The sequence below is a fragment of the Blautia sp. NSJ-140 genome, assembly GCF_022868965.1.
GTDB lineage: Bacteria > Bacillota > Clostridia > Lachnospirales > Lachnospiraceae > Blautia_A.
The window spans coordinates 11,895-31,803 of sequence record NZ_JALIFS010000009.1; the positions used below are offsets into that span (position 1 = coordinate 11,895).

Sequence of the window (19,909 nt, forward strand, 5' to 3'; positions counted from 1 at the left end):
ACTTAACCCTCCATATATGCTTCACGGACACAGAGTTCTCTCCGTCCCTTCTGCCACAGCGCAGGCTCCAGCTCTGCCAGATAACCACCGCCGTTTTTTACATGCCATTCATAAAAAGCCCTGGGTCTGTCCGCATATTCTTCCATAATGTTCATGATCGTACCGCCATGTATCACAAGAGCCGCTGTCTTTATGTTGTTACGGATACACTGTGTGACGGCCTTCTGAAATCCTGTAAGGCTTCGGTGCTTAAAAGCTTCTCGACTTTCTCCTCCCGGAAAAGGAAGCGTTCCATTGCTGTCGATCCACCTCTGATAATCCTGATTTCCGGAAAGCTCTTTATAATTTTTATTCTCAAACTCTCCAAAATCACACTCGGAAAGCTCTTCGATAATATGAAAGCTTTTTCCCGGAAAAAGAATCCCCGCAGTTTCCACACAACGGCAGAGCGGACTTACGTAAAGGGCCTCCGGCATGGGATAGGTCAGCTTTTCCAGAAATTCCTTTCCTTCCGTGCTCAGTGGTTCATCCGTTGTTCCGATATAACGCTGAAGCTTATTTCCGGGTGTCTGTCCATGTCTTATCAGATATAATCTAATCATCCTTCAGCACCGTCCCGATCCCGCATACCACTCTTGTGACCCTTCTACTTTTTGCAGCCAGTGCAGTGCACACCCGGCCAACAGCTTCACGGTACTGCCGCTCAAAAGCATCCGCCGGAACGATCCCGTAGCCTACCTCCTCACTGACAAGGATCACATCCGTATCCTGCTGTGCCAGCTTTTCTGCCAGGCCGGTGAGATCTTCTCCTGCTTTCAGAGCTTTTCTTATGTATTCCTGAAATCCCAGAACGCCCTCTGCCTTCAGAAGTTCCTCTTCTGTGATCTCTCCTCCGAATTTCCAGTCCACATCCGGGAACTGCGCTTTTGCATAGGCAGCTTTTCCCTGATATGCACCTCCGATTATCATTTCCATATCTTTTTTACCTCATCCAAATCTTTATTACAAGTGAAATGCGCCACAAAAAGCAAGCACCAGTGCCATCACGACCTCGCAGATGCAGAGGAAAAATCCGGAAAGATCGCCTGTGGTCCCTCCAAAATATTTCAAAGCCATATGGTGATACCACCAGAATACCAGAAGCGCGCTGACAGCTGCCAGAACACCCAGGATCGGATCCACCCATATCATCAGCGCTGCAAGGATCACAAACATCGTGATAAGAACATTTCGCACTGCGATCTCCGACGCATTTCTGGAAAATTCTGCCACAGTCCCGTCTGTCCTTGCCTTGGGAAATGTGATCACACCGATCCCGGAAAGACATCTGGACATCATAAAGCCCAGGCTCATGATACAGATCCCATTATAATTTCCAAGGAGCTGATCCCATGCTCCCAGCCAGAGGATAAAATATACGCAGGCTGTGATAATGGCAAATGCACCTGCATGGGAATCCTTCAGAATCTCCAGCCTCCTTGTGCGTTCCTGCCAGGAGCTTAATGCATCCGATGTGTCCAGAAGCCCGTCTACATGAATGCCGCCGGTAATAAATACCGGGATCACAGTAAGGATCACAGCGAGAAAAAATGGTTCCAGAGCTGCATGCATTCCGAGGATTCCTCCTGCAAGCCATGTCAGAATACCGATGACAGTCCCCACAAAAGGAAAAAAGCACATCATATATTTTATGTTTTCCTTCTTCCAGTCCACCATGGGCATGGGGATCTTTGAAAACATGGCAAAGGCTGCCTTAAAACTGTTCCACAAGCTTTTCATGCTTCCTTTCCTCCTTTATGCCATACAGGGATCCCGTACACGACTTCCACAACCTCTTCCGCCATCTTTGCCAGTTTCTGGTTGATCTGTCCCAGCTCTTTTTTGTACTGTTCTGATTCTTTCTCGTAGAGGATCCCGTCTGAAAAGATCTCGTTGGTGACGATCACCACATGCTTTGCCTGGGAAAGAAGATTTTTCACTCCTTCTGTGATCTTTTCTGCCACCTCCGGGTGGAAGCCGTCTTCCCGGAACATCTCATTTGCAACCAGATTGGACATGCACTCCAGAAGAACCACACAGTCCTTCGGGATGAGCAGCTCATCAAGTTCTGTATATCTTTCTATTGTCTCGAAGCCTTTTCCTGCACGCATGTGCCGGTGTCTGCGGATACGCCTGTGGCTTTCTTCGTCAAAAGCCTGCATGGTAGCAATATAGATCCTTCTGGCTTCGCCAAGGGAAAGTATGGTTTCTTCCGCAAAAGCAGATTTTCCGCTTCCGCTGCCTCCTGTTACAACAACCAGCATATTATTTCAGCTCCTCGTACTGTTCTACATTGATATCACCAAAGGTACTCATGGAATTATATACTGCACAGGACAGATCCATCATAGGAAACAGTGCCACAGCTCCGGTTCCCTCGCCCAGGCACATGCCTGCGTGGATGATCGCTTCCTTGCCAAGCTCCTTCAGGATCAGATGTGCTGCAGGCTCTTTGGATACATGAGACGCAATGATATGATCACTTACCTGCGGGCAGATCTTTATTGCGATCAGTGCAGATACGCAGGAAATAAATCCGTCCATGACAACCGGCATTCCAAGTGCTGCTCCTCCAATGAATACTCCTGCCATTCCTGCAATATCCAGTCCGCCTACCTTTGCCAGGACATCAATGGCATCTGAACGATCCGGATTATTCAGCGCAATCGCCTTTTTGATCGCATTGATCTTCCGGACAAGCCCTTCACTGGTTAATCCGGCACCACGTCCGGTCATATCTTCCACCGGTTTTCCGAGAAGCACAGCTGCTACTGCACTGCTGGTGGTGGTATTTCCAATGCCCATTTCACCGGTTGCAAGGACCTGATATCCTTTATCCTTCAGCTCCTCTGCCATGGCAATTCCGGCTTCGATGCCACGAATCGCCTGATCTCTTGTCATTGCCGGCTCCCTGGTCATATTTCTGGTCCCATAGGCAACCTTAAGATCTGTACGGACCTTTGTATCTGTGACCATTCCCACATCTACAGGAAAAAGCTCTGCTCCACACTGACGGCACATCACACAGCAGGTAGTAGTCCCTTCCAGAAAATTCTCAGCCACGACAGCCGTCACTTCCTGTCCGGTCTGGGTCACGCCCTCTTCTACAACTCCGTTATCCGCGCACATGACAACCACCGCTTTTTTCTCCACACGTATCTCCGGCGTACCTGTGATGCCGGCGATCTGTGTCAGCATATTCTCCAGTTCTCCCAGAGAATGCAGTGGCTTTGCAATACTGTCCCATCTCTTTCTCGCCCCCTCCATAGCCTTTTCATCCAGAGGGCGGACTTTCTTCACTGCCTCATCCAAAGTCATCATTTGCTACCTCCAATCCTTTTACCTGTGGTAAAAATAATAAATTTACTAAAAATATAATTCAACGCCAGCACGATAAATTGTGTGCAGAATTTTGCAAACATATCCTGCAATCCCAGGATCTCCGCCAGAAGCCATACACCGCCTACCTCAATGACCATGGTCACCAGACGGGCACTTATAAATTTCAGAAAGGGCTGTATATGATCCCTCCATGTTTCACAGCGGTCATGAAATACAAATCTGGAATTCACAACATAGGCAAACAGGATCGCCAGGATGATCGATATGATGTTGGCACTCATCAGCGGGATTTTCACTGCCCTCATGATATAAAAGCTTAACAGATTTACAAGAGTCGTACAACCACCCCAGAAAATATAACGGATCACATCATTTTCATAGAATTTAAGGATCCACTTTTTCATTGGTATCTCCTCCTCGTATGATCTTTGACACGATATATCTTGGACGGCGTTTTACTTCCTCATAGATCCTGGCGATATAATATCCGATGATCCCGAGGCTCATCATCACGGCACTTCCGATAAAGAGCATCACGATCAGAAGTGTGGTATAGCCTTCCACCGCATGCCCGGAAAAATACCGGATCAGAGAATAGACCAGAAGGAGCAGGGAACACCCAAAGCAGCCCACAGCACCGGCTGTTACAAACTGCAGCGGAAGTGTTGTAAATGCCACGATATTCCGAAACGCATAGCTGATCAGCGTTCCTGCAGACCATTTGGATTCTCCTGCCTCACGCTCCTGCACCTCAAAAGGTACGGAGATGCTTTTGAAGCCTATCCAGGACGATGCCGCCCGGAAAAACATGCTCCGTTCAGGCATGGCGAGAACACTCTCCACCGCTTTCCTGTCCAGCAGCTTGAAATCGGAAGCATTTTCCATATCAAAGCCGGTGGCACGGGACATGATCCGATAGAAAAATCCGGCACTTTTTCTGTGAAAAAGAGTTTCTTTTCCACGTTTTTTCTTGATACCCTCCACAACCTCGTAGCCCTGCTTCCAGAGCCGGTACATTTCCAGGAGGATCTCCGGCGGATGCTGCAGGTCACAGTCCATCACAGCCACCGCATCTCCGCATGCCTGTGCAAGGCCGGCCATAATTGCTGCTTCTTTCCCGAAATTTCTGGAAAAATGCACACCTGTCACATTTTTATCTTCTCCGGATACTTTTTCTATCGCTGCCCAGGTTCCGTCAGAGGAACCGTCATCTACCAGGACCAGTTCATAAAGGATCCCGGCCTGCCCCAGGAGCTCTCTGAGAGTCCGGCAGGTTTTCTCCAGCATCGGTTCCTCGTTACAGGCAGGCAAAACTACCGATAAGCGGCTCATTTCTCCTGTTTTCCCCTTTCTTTTTGTTTTCCCCGGTGCCGGTAAGATATTACGATCCCGGCAAACAGGATAAGGCCGATCACCGTCAGTATCATTCCGGGCACAATATACGGTGTACAGTATCTGAGCGTGACCGTATGCCTGCCTTTTTTTAATTCCAGTCCCATATACATACTGTTTGCCTTCACAAGTTCTGTTTTTTCTCCATCTACATAGGCGGTAAAGCCTGCGCTGTAGGGAATGGAAAATACCAGGATCTTATCGGAAGTGGTTGTGATATCTCCATGAATGCAATTTGTCTCCATTTTGATATTCTGAAGAGCTTCTTTTCCAAGCTCCTCTGTCTGTTCTTCGACAGAAGACATAGGCTGACATACCACATACAGATCATCAAAGGTATATTCTCCCGGCATGGAGAATGTCAGTGTCATAGTTCCTGCAGAATAGTTTTTATATCCCATATTCAGAAGAAAATTATGTCTTCCGCTGTAGCCGTTGTATTTATCTGTAAAGATCCGGATAGTCTTGTCCACGGATCCCAGCGAAACATCCACTGCTGATTCCTTGCTTTCTTTCCAGTAGCGCCAGTTATTATCTTCATAACGTACTGTATTCTTCTCATATTCTGTCATGGAATCCCATTTTTTATCACTGACCACTGTACGTGGAGAATAGGCATTAAAATCCAGATTTTTTGCCACAAGATAAACCTCTGCCTCCGGTTCTCCCTGATATCCGATCTGTACGGTTGCTCCTTCTTTGGTCACAATGATCTTTCCGTCTTTAATCTTACAGCCTTTTCCTGCTTCCAGTGTAAAATCTGCTTTCTTATCATCAAAGGTCAGATCTGCCTCAGAAAGACTGCTGTCCTCAAGAACTGCCCCCTGCAGGAGTGCCTGCTGCTTTTCGGTCACGGAAAGCTTTTCATACTTTTCTCTGGGAATCCAGGAATCATAGGTATAACCAAGGGGAAGGGAATCCTCGTCTTCGTAGATCCTGTATTTTTTTGTGACTGCTGCTTCACTGTCATAGCCGTATGGCAGATACCCATATCCGCTTTTTTTGATGGCAAAATATTTCACGGAGGCAAGACGATCCAGGATACTCCGTCCGTCCAGGCTGCTGTAATGATAATCCCAGGGGGTATTCAGATACATCTCATCAAAGAAACGGCTGATATTTCCATTGGCCACACTGAAATAATAGGAGGTACTATTGGTTCCCATATACATGGCAGTGTTTACGTAAGAGCCCGTTTTGTACTGGTCATATCTGGCAACCGCTGAATCATCCATTGACCGGATTGCTTTGTCCGGTCCGGCCTGAAGCTTTTCCAGCGCCTGATTCTTTTCCTCAAATTCTGACAGGTAATCTTTTTCGTAAGAATACTGATATGAAACATTCAGAAAGATGCTGGTCACAAGCACTGCGACGATCATTCCACAGAGATATTTTCCCTGTGTAAATACGTTTCCGTAGGAAACCACTGTAAACACAGCCAGGACCAGCATCATCAGTGCCATAATATTGCGTTCCGTGCGGGCAGATTCCGAAAACAGTGCCAACCCGCCATATATCAGCAGCATCACAAATATCCGTCGTTTTTCCCTGATACCCAGAGTAAACAGTTCAGGATATGCCTGTACCAGGATATATGCGATCAGCATTCCATATGCCCAGATCCATCGATTGGACACGTATGAAAATCCGTTCAGTACATGACCTGCAAAGGGGATCAGCAAAAACAGGTTCAGAAGCACAAAGCCCAGCTTCAGTCCCGTATATTTTTTCTTTTTGGAAAAGATCACAAACACGCCTGCCATTGCGACTGCGGAATATCCAGCAACGCCCCACTGGATCATATTTTCGCCGATCAGGCAGCCGAGATATTTTTCGTAGTAAATGCGGTCATATAACAGCGGCACATAATTCTGCGCCTGAAAGCGCTCTGTTCCAAACAGAGTCATGACCACAGGTAAAAAGATCAGTGCAGCGATCATAAGTGCAACCAGATAAAAGCCTGCAAATTTCAGGAACCACTGAAATACATCTTTTACTGAACGCCTGCGGAATATTCCAAAATACCGGAAAGCTGCATACAGCACCATAAAGATACTGATCATATAAAAGAAATAAAAATTAGACATTGCCGCTACAGCCGTCGCACAGATAAAAAGGTGTGGCTTTTCTTTTTTGTAAATCTTTTCAATTCCCATAAGGACCAGCGGCAGATAGATCATGGGATTGGAAAAATATGGATGCTTCATGGACGCATAAATGGTCCACCCTGCAAAAATATAAACAAGGCTTCCAAGGAATGTGGCCTGTTTGGGATTTTTGCGGTAAAAACAGTAAATACTGAATGTGATGCCCGACAGATAAATACGGAGAAAGATCAGGAGCTCATATAAAATCTCTGTATCCTTTTCCGGTACAAAAACGGACAGTAAGGTCAGCGGATCGCCGATCACATAATAATGAAGTGTCGTAAGGATATCGGAACCGTATCCGATATGCATATCCCACATAGGAAGAGAAAGATTATGCTCCGTCACCAGCGTCTGCAGAACATTCCGCAGATATTTTCCATAATAGGCAAGTGCATTGATGTGCTGCGGAACACCGTCATGACTCCAGATCAGGGATTTTCCATTGAAATAAAAACAACTGTAAATAAACAGCGAGATCGCTGCAAAAACAATCGTATACAGAATATAAAAATCTGCTTTTTTTTCTTTCCGGGATTTCTCCTTCGAAAAAACTCTTTTCATGTATGTCTCTCCTGTATATGAAAAAGGCCTGCGGTGCGCTAAACACCGCAGGCCTGTCACCTAATGCTTAATCAGCAAGCACACTGTATAAACAGCAACTATTGATCAATAATTAGTCTTCTTTCTTATCTGCTCCGTAAAGAGTGATAAGTTTCTGCAGATACTCATATCTAGCCTGAGCCTCAGACTCGTTCTTAGCAAACAGTCTTGCAGCTTTCTCAGGATTCTGACGCTGCAGAGAATTGTAACGAACCTCACCGTTCAGGAAGTCCATATAGTTCTCCATATCCGGTGTCTTGGAATCAAGGCTGAACTTGTTCTCAGCAGCCGGGTTGAATCTGAAGTTGTGCCAGTATCCGCACTTAACTGCCAGCTCTTCCTCTGTCTGAGCTTTGCTCATACCTTTCTTGATACCATGGTTGATACATGGAGCATAAGCAATGATCAGGGATGGTCCCGGATATGCTTCTGCCTCTGCGATTGCTTTTACAGTCTGGTTGAAGTCAGCACCCATGGAGATCTGTGCTACATATACATAGCCATAGCTCATTGCGATAGATGCCATATCTTTCTTCTTAGTCTCTTTTCCGCCTGCTGCGAACTGAGCGATCGCACCTGTCGGTGTAGATTTGGAAGACTGTCCGCCTGTGTTGGAGTAAACCTCTGTATCGAATACCATAACGTTGATGTCACGTCCGCTTGCGAGAACATGGTCAACACCACCGAATCCGATATCGTAAGCCCATCCGTCACCACCGAAGATCCACTGGGATTTCTTGGAGAGGAAGTCTTTCTGTGCAAGGATCTCGTTAGCCTTGTCACATCCGCAAGCCTCAAGAGCTGCAACGAGTTTCTCTGTAGCTGCACCGTTTGTTGCGCCTACAGCGTAAGTATCCAGCCATTCCTGACCAGCTGCCTTAACATCCTCGTTTGTTCCGTTAGCTACAAGGTCTTCGATCTTCTCTTTCAGACCGCCACGGATCGCACGCTGTGCAAGAAGCATACCATAACCGAACTCTGCGTTATCCTCGAACAGAGAGTTTGACCATGCAGGTCCCTGTCCCTTAGCGTTTGTTGTGTATGGTGTAGATGGTGAAGAGTTACCCCAGATAGAGGAACATCCTGTAGCATTTGCAATGTACATTCTGTCACCAAAGAGCTGTGTGATCAGCTTAGCGTATGGTGTCTCACCACAACCTGCACAAGCGCCGGAGAACTCAAGGAGCGGCTGTTTGAACTGGCTGCCTTTTACAGTTGTCTCTTTATATTTAGCGATAACGTCTTCCTTCTGTGGAAGTGTTACACCGTAATCGAAGAATTTCTGCTCTTCTGTGTTAGCTTCAAGCGGAGCCATCTCAAGAGCTTTGTTGCCTTTCTTTCCTGGGCAGACATTTGCACAGGAACCACATCCTGTACAGTCAAGAGCAGATACAGTCATTGTGAATGTATAGTCTTTCATTCCTGTAAGCGGAAGTGTCTTGATACCCTCTGGAGCGTTAGCTGTCTCATCTGCTGTCATAGCAACCGGACGGATTGCAGCATGCGGGCAGACATATGCACAGCGGTTACACTGGATACAGTTGTCCGGAACCCATACAGGAACGTTAACTGCGATACCACGTTTCTCATATGCAGCTGTTCCGGATGGTGTTGTACCATCTACATAATCCTTGAATGCAGATACCGGGAGGCTGTTACCTTCCTGAGCGTTGATCTTGCACTGGATGTTGTTTACGAAGTCCTGAGCTTCCTGAGCACCGTGGGATGCGTGAGACATGAAGAGTCCCTCGTCCTCAGCGTTCTTCCAGCTCTCCGGAACCTGAACCTCTACGACCTGTTTAGCACCGGCATCGATAGCTGCCCAGTTCTTCTTAACAACGTCATCACCCTTACGTCCGTAAGTAGCCTTAGCAGCAGCCTTCATAAGCTCGATAGCCTGCTCCTCAGGAATGATTCCTGTAAGCTTGAAGAATGCGGACTGAAGGATTGTGTTGATACGTGTTGGTCCCATGCCGGTCTCAATACCGATCTTAACACCGTCGATGGTGTAGAATTTGATATTGTGGTTAGCGATGAAAGCTTTAACCTGTCCCGGAAGATGTTTCTCAAGTCCTTCCATATCCCAAGCACAGTTCAGAAGGAATGTACCTCCGTCAACAAGCTCCTGTACCATGTTATATTTGTTAACATAGGACGGATTATGACATGCAACAAAGTTTGCTTTGTGGATCAGGTATGTGGATTTGATCGGTTTCTTACCGAAACGAAGGTGAGACATTGTAACACCGCCGGACTTCTTGGAGTCATAATCGAAGTAAGCCTGAGCGTACATGTCTGTATTGTCACCGATGATCTTGATGGAGTTCTTGTTAGCACCTACAGTACCATCAGCTCCAAGTCCCCAGAACTTGCAGTTTGTTGTTCCCTCTGGTGTTGTAACAAGTGGTGCGCCTGTCTCAAGAGAAAGGTTTGTAACATCATCAACGATACCGATTGTGAATTTCTCTTTCTCAGTGTTCTCATATACTGCTACGATCTGTGCAGGTGTTGTATCTTTGGAACCAAGTCCGTAACGTCCTGTAAAGATCTTAACATCGCTGAACTTGCTGTCGCGAAGAGCTGCAACAACATCAAGATACAGAGGCTCGCCAAGAGCTCCTGGCTCTTTTGTTCTGTCAAGAACAGAGATCTGCTTAACTGTATCCGGGATTGCATCGATAAGAGCCTGTGCACAGAATGGTCTGTAAAGACGAACTTTAACAACACCGACTTTCTTGCCAGCTGCCATAAGGTAATCGATGGTCTCCTCGATGGTATCGTTTACGGAACCCATAGCTACGATGATGTGCTCAGCGTCAGCAGCTCCGTAGTAGTTGAACAGTTTGTAGTCTGTTCCGATCTTCTCGTTAACTTTGTCCATGTACTCCTGAACAACTGCCGGAAGAGCGTCATAATATGGATTACATGCCTCTCTTGCCTGGAAGAAGATATCCGGGTTCTGAGCGGAACCTCTCTGACATGGATGGTTCGGGTTCAGAGCACGGTTACGGAACTCTGCGATTGCGTCCATATCTGCCATATCTTTCAGATCTTCATAGTCCCATGTCTCGATCTTCTGGATCTCATGAGATGTACGGAATCCGTCGAAGAAGTTGATGAATGGAACTTTTCCTTTGATCGCTGCAAGATGAGCAACCGGTGTAAGGTCCATAACCTCCTGTACAGAAGACTCACAAAGCATTGCGCATCCGGTCTGACGACAGGCCATAACGTCGGAATGATCTCCGAAGATACAAAGTGCGTGAGAAGCAAGTGCACGGGCAGATACATTGATAACTCCCGGAAGCTGCTCACCAGCGATCTTGTAAAGGTTCGGGATCATAAGCAGAAGACCCTGGGAAGCTGTATAGGTTGTAGTCAGGGCACCTGCTGCCAGAGAACCGTGAACGGCACCTGCTGCACCTGCCTCAGACTGCATCTCTGTAACCTGTACTTCCTGTCCAAAGATGTTCTTTCTTCCCTGAGTTGCCCACTCATCTGTAGCCTCAGCCATTACAGATGAAGGGGTAATCGGGTAAATAGCAGCTACATCAGAAAAAGCGTATGATGCATGAGCGGCTGCATGGTTACCATCCATGGTTTTCATCTTTCTTGCCATTGTTTTTTCCTCCTTAAAGGTTTGTTAAAAAATATATTATTTAGGCTTATGAAGGCCTAAAATTCCATTGGTTATTATATCATAGATTCCCAGTTATGTCCATTTTCTTTCATTGTTTTTTGTACAATATCTTGTACAAACGCCGTTATCTTTTTCACAAATAAAAAAGAGCTGTTCGGAAATTTTTCTCTCCAAACCGCTCTCCTTATCATCTCATACGCTTATCCCAACTCACATCCGGGAATCACTTCTCCTCTTTTCCGAAAAGATCCTTCATGGATTTCCGCCGGAGCATTGTCCACAGCTGATCCTGGATCTCCTTAAGCTCATCATGTGCATGGCAGGGAACTCCGTCCTGTCCGTTCCTTGGACACTGATATGTGCCGTTCAGGCACTCAATGATGGACATATCCGGATCGATCGCACTGTATATCTCATATAATGACAGTTCTTCCGGATCTCTCTTCAGCGCGTAACCGCCATGAACTCCGCGGTATCCTTCCACGAGCCCTGCATTCTGAAGCTTCTTCAGTATCTTGTATGCAAAGGGTGCTGTGATCGATTCCCTCTCACAGATCTCGCTGACGCTCAAACGCGGCTCCCACATCAATGCGCGGATAACCCGCATCGCATAATCGCTTTCTCTGGTGATAAACATTTTTAACCTCTCTTCTGTTCAACTAAGCTGCTGATTTATGATAGTTTCCGCATTCCATCCGATCTGCCACGTTCCCGGGTGTTTCTGACGTACCAGAGAGCCGGATATCCATATCCCCGGAATGCTTCATTACCACATACGACAGTATAACCCATTTTTTTATATAATAAAAGGTTATTATTTTCCTGTGATCCAAAGTAATCCCCTGTTTTTCCTTTATTTAGCCGAAAAAAGGAAAATACAGCTTGCAAATTTTTCAGTTTACGGTACAATAGGAAACGATTGTAATGCTTTCGTATGTAATTGAAACGATATTTATTTAATGAAAAAAGAGGTATGATATGATTTCAGCAAATAACATCACACTGCGCGTTGGAAAAAAAGCGCTGTTTGAAGACGTTAACATCAAATTTACAGAGGGTAACTGTTATGGATTGATCGGCGCCAACGGCGCAGGAAAATCTACATTCCTCAAAATCCTTTCCGGTCAGCTCGAGCCTACCAAGGGTGACATTGTGATCACCCCCGGTCAGAGACTTTCTTTCCTGCAGCAGGATCATTTCAAATATGATGCTTATCCGGTTCTGGATACTGTCATCATGGGTAATGAAAGACTCTATCAGATCATGAAAGAGAAAGAAGCCATTTACGCAAAGGAAGATTTCACAGACGAGGATGGCATCCGTGCCAGCGAGCTTGAGGGTGAGTTTGCAGAGATGAACGGATGGGAAGCAGAGTCCGATGCTGCTACTCTTCTCAACGGTCTCGGCGTCGACACCGAGTTCCACTATACACAGATGGCAGACCTTACCGGTAGTATGAAGGTCAAGGTTCTTCTTGCACAGGCTCTTTTTGGAAATCCTGATATCCTTCTTCTTGATGAGCCGACCAACCACCTGGATCTTCCTGCTATCGAATGGCTGGAGGAGTTCCTGATCAATTTTGACAATACGGTTATCGTAGTATCCCATGACCGTTATTTCCTGAACAAGGTCTGCACACATACTGCTGATATCGATTATGGCAAGATCCAGCTTTATGCCGGAAACTACGACTTCTGGTTTGAATCCAGCCAGCTTCTGATCAAGCAGATGAAAGAGGCCAACAAAAAGAAAGAGGAGAAGATCAAAGAGCTCCAGGAGTTCATCTCCCGTTTCAGCGCCAATGCTTCCAAATCCAAGCAGGCGACTTCCAGAAAGCGTGCCCTGGAAAAGATCCAGCTGGATGACATGCGTCCTTCCAGCCGTAAATATCCATACATCGACTTCCGCCCGAACCGTGAGATCGGAAACGAAGTCCTCATGGTGGAAAATCTGTCTAAAACCATTGATGGAGTAAAGGTTCTGGACAACATTTCCTTCACTCTGGGTCGTGAAGATAAGGTTGCCTTTGTGGGTGCCAACGAGCAGGCCATCACAACCTTCTTCAAGATCCTTACAGGTGAAATGGAGCCGGATGAAGGAAATTACAAATGGGGTGTTACCACTTCCCAGGCATATTTCCCAAAGGATAACACACAGGAATTCGATAACGACCTTACTATCACCGACTGGCTGACACAGTACTCCGAGATCAAGGACGCAACCTACGTCCGTGGATTCCTTGGCCGTATGCTTTTCCCTGGTGAGGATGGTGTAAAACGTGTCCGTGTTCTTTCCGGTGGTGAGAAGGTCCGCTGTCTTCTTTCCAAGATGATGATCTCAGGTGCCAATATCCTGATCCTGGATGAGCCGACCAACCATCTGGATATGGAGTCTATTACAGCACTGAACAACGGACTGATCAAGTTCCCTGGAGTGATCCTTTTCACCTCACACGATCACCAGTTTGTACAGACAACTGCAAACCGTATCATGGAGATCCTTCCTAACGGCAAGCTGGTAGACAAGATCACCACTTACGACGAGTATCTTGCCAGTGACGAAATGGCCAAGAAGCGTCACGTATTCCAGGTTAACGAAGAGGACGCACAGGATAACTAAATCCCATGCTTCTGTAACAAAAAAACTCCCCTGCTTCCGCCTTTACAGGCAGTCAGGGGAGTTTTTTTGTCTGTTTTATATACGCTTACTCCATGGTGATCGGAGCAAGCTTGCCCTGTGTTACATCCAGAAGATCTTTAAGCGGTACCTTCAGGGTAAGGCCCACTCTTCCACCGCTTACATAGATCTCATCAAAGTTTTCGGCAGACTGGTCAAACACCACCGGATAATTTTTTTTCATTCCAAGAGGGCTGCAGCCTCCGCGGATATAGCCCGTGATCTTTGTAAGATCCTTTACATGGATCATATCTACTGTTTTTTCACCTACAGACTTTGCTGCTGCCTTACGGTCCACCTCTTTTTCGATCGGAACTACAAACACATAGTAGCCGCCTCTTTTCCCTTCCATGACCAGGGTCTTAAAGGATTGATCATGAGGGGCTCCTGTGATGTCTGCACAGTGGATCCCATCTATGAACTCTCCACAGTCATATGTGATCGCTTCATATTTTACTTTTTTTCGATCCAGCATTCTCATCGCGTTTGTTTTGGCTTCTTTTCCCATTTCTGTCACTCCTCGGATTTTTCTCAGTTGTCTTTCCACTCATCAAGCTCATCCAGATCCTCATCATTCATCAGATCCGGGTCATTCCTGTAATTTCCATATTCTTCCTGCTCATCAAAATCCGCCATATTTTCAATATCCATCCGGCGTCTTTTCTGCTGCAGTTTTTCAAAATCTTCATAGCTGTCCCTGTTTTCCGGCTCATCAAAGCGATCATATTCTTCATGATCCTCCGGATCTGCATAGCGGGATCTGCTTCCCGTTCCTGCATTCCTTCGTTCCCTGGTGCTGCTGCTCTGGCTGTATCTGCTGCCTCTTCTGTCATCCGAAGCATAATTTCTGCCGGTGGTTCTGTTTCTGCCGGAGGTTCCGGAAGTGCTTCTTCTTTCAGCGGAACTACTCTTGCTGTTTCTTTCGCTTCCGGATTTTTTCCTGCTGTCTGCATAATTTCTTTCTCTTCTGTCAGAGTTGCGTTCTTCTCTGTCAGATGGTCTGCGGGAACGTCTTTCACCCCGGCTTTCCCGGTCATCGTTTGCCCGGTTTTCGGATATATATCTGCGATCGTCCCTGCTACGGTCAGAGGTGTATTCACGGCCGTTTCCTCTACGGTCCCTTCCTGCCGGCTTCCTGATCTCCTCCGGCAGAGCTCCATCGTCGTCATCCTCTTCTTCGTCATCGTCATCTTCCTCATCGTATCGGTCTTTGTTGATAGCGAACTGGATCAGCATACCAAGGATCACAATTCCCGCTGCCATACCGACGCCATATGGAAACTGCGCCAGCCCTGCGATCTTTGCAATGGATAATCCTGCCAGAACGCCACCCAGTATACTGGTTCCGACAATGATCACGCCTTTTGCATAACGCATGGCAAGTACTCCCAGTCCCACGCCGATAAGGATGCACAGGAAAAAGGAAAAGGAACTGGTCGGATGAATCAGATAAATACTCAATGTTATTCCGATACCAAATCCCAGTACAAAGATTCCTGCCCTGTAGATCAGAAACGAAACAACAGCCAGTACGATTCCAAGTCCCGCCATGGCACCTACGATCACCATTTTATCCTGAACACCGGACATATAGGTCACACCAAAGCCGGCACCTGCTCCAATGATAAATCCAAAGATCATCATCCAGAACCGGAGGATACGATATCCCAGGATACAGTTCAAAAGCCCGAAAACACAGAGCACTCCGTATACGATCACCATCAGCTGGCTGATCTGTTCCATACCTCCTGCTCTCTGCAGTATGTCAAATCCTCTTGACAACATATCCATATTCATAATTTACTCCTCTCTTTCCAAAACCTCCGGAAATCTTCCCAAAGATATTTCAGAAAATAAAATATATGGTATAAAAATTATCCATCACTCCATAATGATACTCCACCTGACCAAGTCCGTGAAGTTTCATATAATACTGTGCCACATTCTGTACCACGCCATCATCCAGCAGTTCCTGACAGGCTTCGGAAAAAGCTTCCTGACCGCCAAACTTGAAACGCACAACAGCCGCACCATTATCCAGTCTCATCTTACAATAATCATATATATCCTGCCAGCTGTAATCTTCAAAGTACCCCTGGTTCAGCACATAAAAATCCAGATCCCTCGCAGTACATGCCGGAACTGTCAGTTCTTCCGATGGTGTATAGGTTTTTTCGTATTCTTCCGGGAAAGGGCAGAGATAATCGTAAATGATCGTCTTATGTTCTTCCAGCTGCGCGGCATCTCCATTTAGAAAATCCGGCTGATCCCCATTGGTAGCATCTACATAATAATACTCCTGGCCAATTTTTACAATATCCCATGCATGACCCTCTGTACTTCCTTTTGTGCTTCCGTCCACATAAATACAGGGAATATCCAGCCTTTCCAGAAGATACTGGACAGCTCCTGCATATCCGGCACAGACTGCGGATTTTTTCCAGAAAACACCTGCTATGCTCTGATCATCCTCCCCGGTCTGATACTGGGTATGGTCAATAACATACGTATAAACAATGCGTATCTTCTCGTAGTCACCGGCATCCTCCGGAATCAGGGCTCTGACCTCCTGAAAGCTCTGCTCCATTGCCGTTTGTATCTCATCGATCTCGCTGTCTGTATAAGTATAACCCGGAGTAAAAACGCAGTAATCACTGTCTGAATACGTAGTTTTGTAGATTTTTTCACGATTGTGGACCCAGAATATCTCCGGGTGGTCTTTCAATACTGCATGATAGCTTCTGTCAATACTGTCATCATCGGAGATTGTCAGATAAAACTCCTTTTCCCGGGCACGGATTCCTTTCAGCAGCTCCCGATATACTCTCTGCTCTTCTTCCGTAAGCTGTTTGAAATAATATTCCTGATGTCCTTCTTCGCTCTGGGCAACCTCCATCTGACGCAGTTCCTCTACTTCCTTTGGCTCCCCTGAAATAACGCTCTTTGCTATGGATCGGATCTGATCCAGTGCCCCTGCCGAAGCGCTAAAGGGCTGAAGGATCACTGCGGCTGCAAGTACTGCGGCTGCCATGGGGCAGAAATTTCTTTTTTTCATAATATCATGTCCTCTGTCTGAAGCAGCGATTGTAAGAAAGGGCAGCCTCCCGTGGGAGACTGCCCTTATCTTCAATCGCTGTCCCTTAGTTTTCCATTTCCAGTGTTTCTACATCATCATCAAATGTATCCACTGCATCGTCCATGGTCTCCTGATCCAGAGTCAGCGTCTCAACTTCATCTTCTTCCTCGTCCTCCTGCAGAGCCGTATTCTTAAAATCTGCAAGAAGGTTACTGGAAACAGTATCACTGGATGCCAGTGCATCCTTCAGTGCATCGGATCTAACCACATCCGTAAGGAGCTTTTCTGCACTCTCCTCTGTCAGAACATCATTCTCTATAGCTGTGGTCTTATCAACTGTTTCCTCCGCTGTTGTATCCTGATAGAAGGATGGTTTTCTGATATAACGGAAGCTTGCACTGTATGCCTCACCAACCGTTACACCATTCTTGCTGGAAGAACAATGTACTGCGATCCAGTCGCCGGAATCCGTCTTTCCGCACAGGATACCAACGTGGTTGTTGCTTCCTGCTTCCGGTCCTCTCTGGAATACCAGATCTCCTGGCTGTGCATCTGCTTCGCTGACAACACCGGCCTTCTCCCACTGGTCAGAGGTTCCGTCTCCAACTGCTGCCTGCATTCCCTGATTCTTATATCCATTGATCACCGCCCAGGTAACAAAACCGCTACAGTCCAGACCATATGCACGGAGCGTACCGGAGCTTCTGCTGCCGTCTGCAGATACCTTCTCAACGGAACCCCAGCTTGGGTCTTCTCCGATCACCGTAGATTTACCGCCCCAGAAATACCCAACCTTACCAACCAGTGAATACGCTGCAGTGATAACATCTACACGATCCTCAGAAACATCGTCTCCCACACTTTCACGGACAAAGCCTTTGGATGCGGTAACTACCGCACAGAGAAGCTTACAGTCTGTTTCCACATATTTCTTAAGGACGCTTCTGTCTTCCTTCGCAATATTGTTCTTCTTGATGTAGTAGTTGATCTTGCGATTTCCGTAGGATATCTTGGTAATATCCTGTTTGTCCCTGACGATCGGGTTCATCTCCGCAAAGATCCTTGCCAGATCATCCTTACAGGATGCATCCAATGTAAATGACGTTACTCCTGCTTTGCTCTTTTCATAAATATAAACAGCAAGGATATCCTGCCAGTTTCTTACCAGAAGTGTATTCTCCGTATCGGTAAGCTTGTTCTTCTCTTTATATTCTCTTTCAATCTCTTCCATTACAGAAGCAAAATCATCGGAGAAGGACAGATGATAATTGTTCTTAAGACTATCCAGATAAAAATCCTTGCCTGCATGAAGATTGGAAACCATATTTGTCACATAAACAGGATCTCCGATCTGTGTTGCTGTTGCGTTATTTCCATCTGTGATCTCTGTATTTTTGTTATCACTGTCGTTCTTGTCGACAGCTGCAAGCTTGGCTTCTGCCTCCGTCAGAATCTTATAATTCGTAACTTTGGCCTTTTCTTTATTAGACAGCGCCTCATAAGCTGCACGTGCGCTCTCTATCTCAGCTTTATCTGCTGCTGTGATCGTTCTGCCTGCCAGTGCTTTGATCTTCCGGATCACCGCCTGTACCTTTGCAGAATCATCCCTAGCCGGTGTTTCCGTCGGTGCGGGTGTTGCGGTTGGTTCCGGCGTTGTCGTTGGTGCAGGTGTCGCTGTCGGTTCCGGTGTCGCCGTTGGTGCAGGTGTCGCGGTTGGCTCCGGTGTTTCCGTCGGTGCAGGTGTTGCGGTTGGCTCCGGTGTTTCCGTCGGCGCAGGCGCCGGTGTATCCGTTGGTCCCGGTGCTGTAGTTGGTTCCGGTTCAGGTGCAGCAGTTATTTCCGGCTCCGGCGCAGCTGTCGGCACCGGATCTGCCAGAACTTCCGATTCACTTACCTCACTCCCGTCTCCCGAAACACCTTCCTCAGCAACAATATTATCTGCTTCCTCGGCGGCTTTTACTCCGGTTGGAACTGCCAGTACCATAGCTGATAACATCGTGATGCAAAAAAACTTATTCAGGTACTTGTTCTTCATATTTATTAAGATGCTCCCTTCTTTCCTTGAACATCCCTTTACTTCCCCTATAATAAAGGTCTGCCTTAAACCATTTGATAACTTAAAGTTTAATTCAATTTATTTTAGCATACGAAAATTGTGAAATCAACCGTTCTGGTAGGATATCTCTTCCAATTCATCTTTTTTTCACTTTTTATTCATATTTTTGTAAGATTCTTTTTGGTTTACCATAACATAAAAAAGCCACAGCGTTCTCACACACTGCGGCTTTTTGTATACTGTCAGACAGTCACTGCCGGTTGTCCGCCCATATGAAACTGTTTTCTGACACAGAGCTGAAAAATCCCCTGTACAACCTGATAGCACACCCGAAGGATAAAACGAATGTCATCGGCAATGCACCGCGGGCTTTCCAGATAATATGCATGACGCTCACGGATATATTCCACAAGTTCCTCAAAGCTTTCAAACTGCTTTGCTTCTTCCAGCTGGCTGTCTGCTGCGCCGCTGAGGATACACTCTCTCAGGCGGTTCTTCAGCTCAGCTTCATAAGAATTATGTGCTGCAAGATTTCCTTCGTATGTTTTGTTATGAGGAAAAGTAAAATAATCAGCCATATAATGCATGACCTCACCGAATCTTCTCCAGTATACTCTGGCATTCTCTTCCTCCGGGTTCTTCTCGACAAGCGCCCTCATCTTATTCTGGAGATGATCAAATGTCCCGAAAAACTCATGTCTGGTGGTGAGAAATGATGGTTTCAGATCAGGCATGATATTGCCCAGGCAAAACGCTTTTCTGTGCTGCTGAAGACTGTACACCTCAGACATCTGGTCAGCCAGGTATCTGCCTAACAGTATATGTGATTTTTTACGCAATTTTTTCCCTCTTCCTTCTTTCCTGATCCAGATTCTGACCGGTCAACAGTAATTGGTTCCGCCCGGTCCTCTTCTGGTATCCATAAATCATCCGTTTTC

16 protein-coding genes are annotated in these 19,909 nt (G+C 46.5%); 1 reads left to right on the plus strand and 15 read right to left on the minus strand.

Translation table 11 applies throughout. The features are described from left to right. Positions 1–2: 2 nt before the first annotated feature. The 10 genes from MUB50_RS11175 to MUB50_RS11220 form a co-directional block, all read right to left on the minus strand. A complete protein-coding gene (locus MUB50_RS11175) occupies positions 3–602 on the minus strand; it encodes a histidine phosphatase family protein (protein ID WP_118623802.1) in 600 nt (199 codons plus the stop codon). Next, on the minus strand, positions 595–975 hold the full coding sequence (locus MUB50_RS11180) for a bifunctional adenosylcobinamide kinase/adenosylcobinamide-phosphate guanylyltransferase (protein ID WP_118623800.1): 381 nt from the start codon (positions 973–975) through the stop codon (positions 595–597). The genes MUB50_RS11175 and MUB50_RS11180 overlap by 8 nt, the downstream gene beginning before the upstream one ends. A 27-nt stretch (positions 976–1,002) precedes the next feature. Beyond that, positions 1,003–1,779 (minus strand): adenosylcobinamide-GDP ribazoletransferase, encoded by a 777-nt coding sequence (gene cobS, locus MUB50_RS11185; protein WP_118623798.1) that lies wholly within the window; start codon positions 1,777–1,779, stop codon positions 1,003–1,005. Continuing rightward, on the minus strand, positions 1,776–2,303 hold the full coding sequence (locus MUB50_RS11190; RefSeq protein WP_118623796.1) for a bifunctional adenosylcobinamide kinase/adenosylcobinamide-phosphate guanylyltransferase: 528 nt from the start codon (positions 2,301–2,303) through the stop codon (positions 1,776–1,778). The genes cobS and MUB50_RS11190 overlap by 4 nt, the downstream gene beginning before the upstream one ends. Before the next feature lies 1 nt (position 2,304). Then, positions 2,305–3,357 carry a nicotinate-nucleotide--dimethylbenzimidazole phosphoribosyltransferase gene (cobT, locus tag MUB50_RS11195; protein ID WP_118515914.1) on the minus strand — a complete coding sequence of 351 codons (1,053 nt, stop codon included), beginning with the start codon at positions 3,355–3,357 and terminating at the stop codon, positions 2,305–2,307. Beyond that, complete coding sequence (locus tag MUB50_RS11200; protein WP_118515893.1) at positions 3,357–3,785, minus strand: GtrA family protein; 429 nt, start codon at positions 3,783–3,785, stop codon at positions 3,357–3,359. The genes cobT and MUB50_RS11200 overlap by 1 nt, the downstream gene beginning before the upstream one ends. Beyond that, entirely contained in the window at positions 3,766–4,713 is a 948-nt protein-coding gene (locus MUB50_RS11205; RefSeq protein ID WP_118623794.1) for a glycosyltransferase, read from the minus strand. The genes MUB50_RS11200 and MUB50_RS11205 overlap by 20 nt, the downstream gene beginning before the upstream one ends. Further along, a complete protein-coding gene (locus MUB50_RS11210) occupies positions 4,710–7,484 on the minus strand; it encodes a YfhO family protein (protein ID WP_118623792.1) in 2,775 nt (924 codons plus the stop codon). Before MUB50_RS11210 ends, MUB50_RS11205 begins: the two co-directional genes overlap by 4 nt. A gap of 112 nt (positions 7,485–7,596) precedes the next feature. Then, positions 7,597–11,142, minus strand: a complete 3,546-nt coding sequence (nifJ, locus tag MUB50_RS11215) for a pyruvate:ferredoxin (flavodoxin) oxidoreductase (RefSeq protein WP_059085599.1) — start codon at positions 11,140–11,142, stop codon at positions 7,597–7,599. Between the two features lie 244 nt (positions 11,143–11,386). Next, the gene (locus MUB50_RS11220) at positions 11,387–11,800 is read right to left on the minus strand and encodes an RrF2 family transcriptional regulator (RefSeq protein ID WP_110102187.1); all 414 of its coding nucleotides are present in this window, start codon (positions 11,798–11,800) and stop codon (positions 11,387–11,389) included. A 341-nt stretch (positions 11,801–12,141) separates the two neighbouring features. Between MUB50_RS11220 and MUB50_RS11225 the strand changes: the two genes are divergently transcribed. Then, the gene (locus MUB50_RS11225; RefSeq protein ID WP_021650411.1) at positions 12,142–13,782 is read left to right on the plus strand and encodes an ABC-F family ATP-binding cassette domain-containing protein; all 1,641 of its coding nucleotides are present in this window, start codon (positions 12,142–12,144) and stop codon (positions 13,780–13,782) included. 85 nt (positions 13,783–13,867) lie between these two features. Here MUB50_RS11225 and ybaK read toward each other — a convergent pair whose 3' ends face one another. From ybaK to MUB50_RS11250, 5 genes are all read right to left on the minus strand, one after another. Further along, entirely contained in the window at positions 13,868–14,347 is a 480-nt protein-coding gene (gene ybaK, locus MUB50_RS11230) for a Cys-tRNA(Pro) deacylase (RefSeq protein WP_118623790.1), read from the minus strand. A 23-nt stretch (positions 14,348–14,370) separates the two neighbouring features. After that, positions 14,371–15,636: a DUF4203 domain-containing protein gene (locus MUB50_RS11235; RefSeq protein WP_118623788.1), complete on the minus strand. Its 1,266-nt coding sequence runs from the start codon at positions 15,634–15,636 to the stop codon at positions 14,371–14,373. A gap of 49 nt (positions 15,637–15,685) precedes the next feature. Continuing rightward, positions 15,686–16,894 (minus strand): transglutaminase domain-containing protein, encoded by a 1,209-nt coding sequence (locus MUB50_RS11240; protein WP_244791115.1) that lies wholly within the window; start codon positions 16,892–16,894, stop codon positions 15,686–15,688. Positions 16,895–16,979: 85 nt separating this feature from the next. Then, entirely contained in the window at positions 16,980–18,950 is a 1,971-nt protein-coding gene (locus MUB50_RS11245) for an NlpC/P60 family protein (RefSeq protein ID WP_118623786.1), read from the minus strand. Between the two features lie 263 nt (positions 18,951–19,213). Then, complete coding sequence (locus MUB50_RS11250; protein ID WP_118515887.1) at positions 19,214–19,810, minus strand: zinc dependent phospholipase C family protein; 597 nt, start codon at positions 19,808–19,810, stop codon at positions 19,214–19,216. Positions 19,811–19,909: the final 99 nt, after the last annotated feature.

Bases quoted from the DNA above. Each gene is read 5' to 3' on its own strand.
- MUB50_RS11175 (WP_118623802.1), bottom strand. From the start codon at position 602: ATGATTAGATTATATCTGATAAGACATGGACAGACACCCGGAAATAAG.
- MUB50_RS11180 (WP_118623800.1), bottom strand. From the start codon at position 975: ATGGAAATGATAATCGGAGGTGCATATCAGGGAAAAGCTGCCTATGCA.
- cobS (WP_118623798.1), bottom strand. From the start codon at position 1,779: ATGAAAAGCTTGTGGAACAGTTTTAAGGCAGCCTTTGCCATGTTTTCA.
- MUB50_RS11190 (WP_118623796.1), bottom strand. From the start codon at position 2,303: ATGCTGGTTGTTGTAACAGGAGGCAGCGGAAGCGGAAAATCTGCTTTT.
- cobT (WP_118515914.1), bottom strand. From the start codon at position 3,357: ATGACTTTGGATGAGGCAGTGAAGAAAGTCCGCCCTCTGGATGAAAAG.
- MUB50_RS11200 (WP_118515893.1), bottom strand. From the start codon at position 3,785: ATGAAAAAGTGGATCCTTAAATTCTATGAAAATGATGTGATCCGTTAT.
- MUB50_RS11205 (WP_118623794.1), bottom strand. From the start codon at position 4,713: ATGAGCCGCTTATCGGTAGTTTTGCCTGCCTGTAACGAGGAACCGATG.
- MUB50_RS11210 (WP_118623792.1), bottom strand. From the start codon at position 7,484: ATGAAAAGAGTTTTTTCGAAGGAGAAATCCCGGAAAGAAAAAAAAGCA.
- nifJ (WP_059085599.1), bottom strand. From the start codon at position 11,142: ATGGCAAGAAAGATGAAAACCATGGATGGTAACCATGCAGCCGCTCAT.
- MUB50_RS11220 (WP_110102187.1), bottom strand. From the start codon at position 11,800: ATGTTTATCACCAGAGAAAGCGATTATGCGATGCGGGTTATCCGCGCA.
- MUB50_RS11225 (WP_021650411.1), top strand. From the start codon at position 12,142: ATGATTTCAGCAAATAACATCACACTGCGCGTTGGAAAAAAAGCGCTG.
- ybaK (WP_118623790.1), bottom strand. From the start codon at position 14,347: ATGGGAAAAGAAGCCAAAACAAACGCGATGAGAATGCTGGATCGAAAA.
- MUB50_RS11235 (WP_118623788.1), bottom strand. From the start codon at position 15,636: ATGAATATGGATATGTTGTCAAGAGGATTTGACATACTGCAGAGAGCA.
- MUB50_RS11240 (WP_244791115.1), bottom strand. From the start codon at position 16,894: ATGAAAAAAAGAAATTTCTGCCCCATGGCAGCCGCAGTACTTGCAGCC.
- MUB50_RS11245 (WP_118623786.1), bottom strand. From the start codon at position 18,950: ATGAAGAACAAGTACCTGAATAAGTTTTTTTGCATCACGATGTTATCA.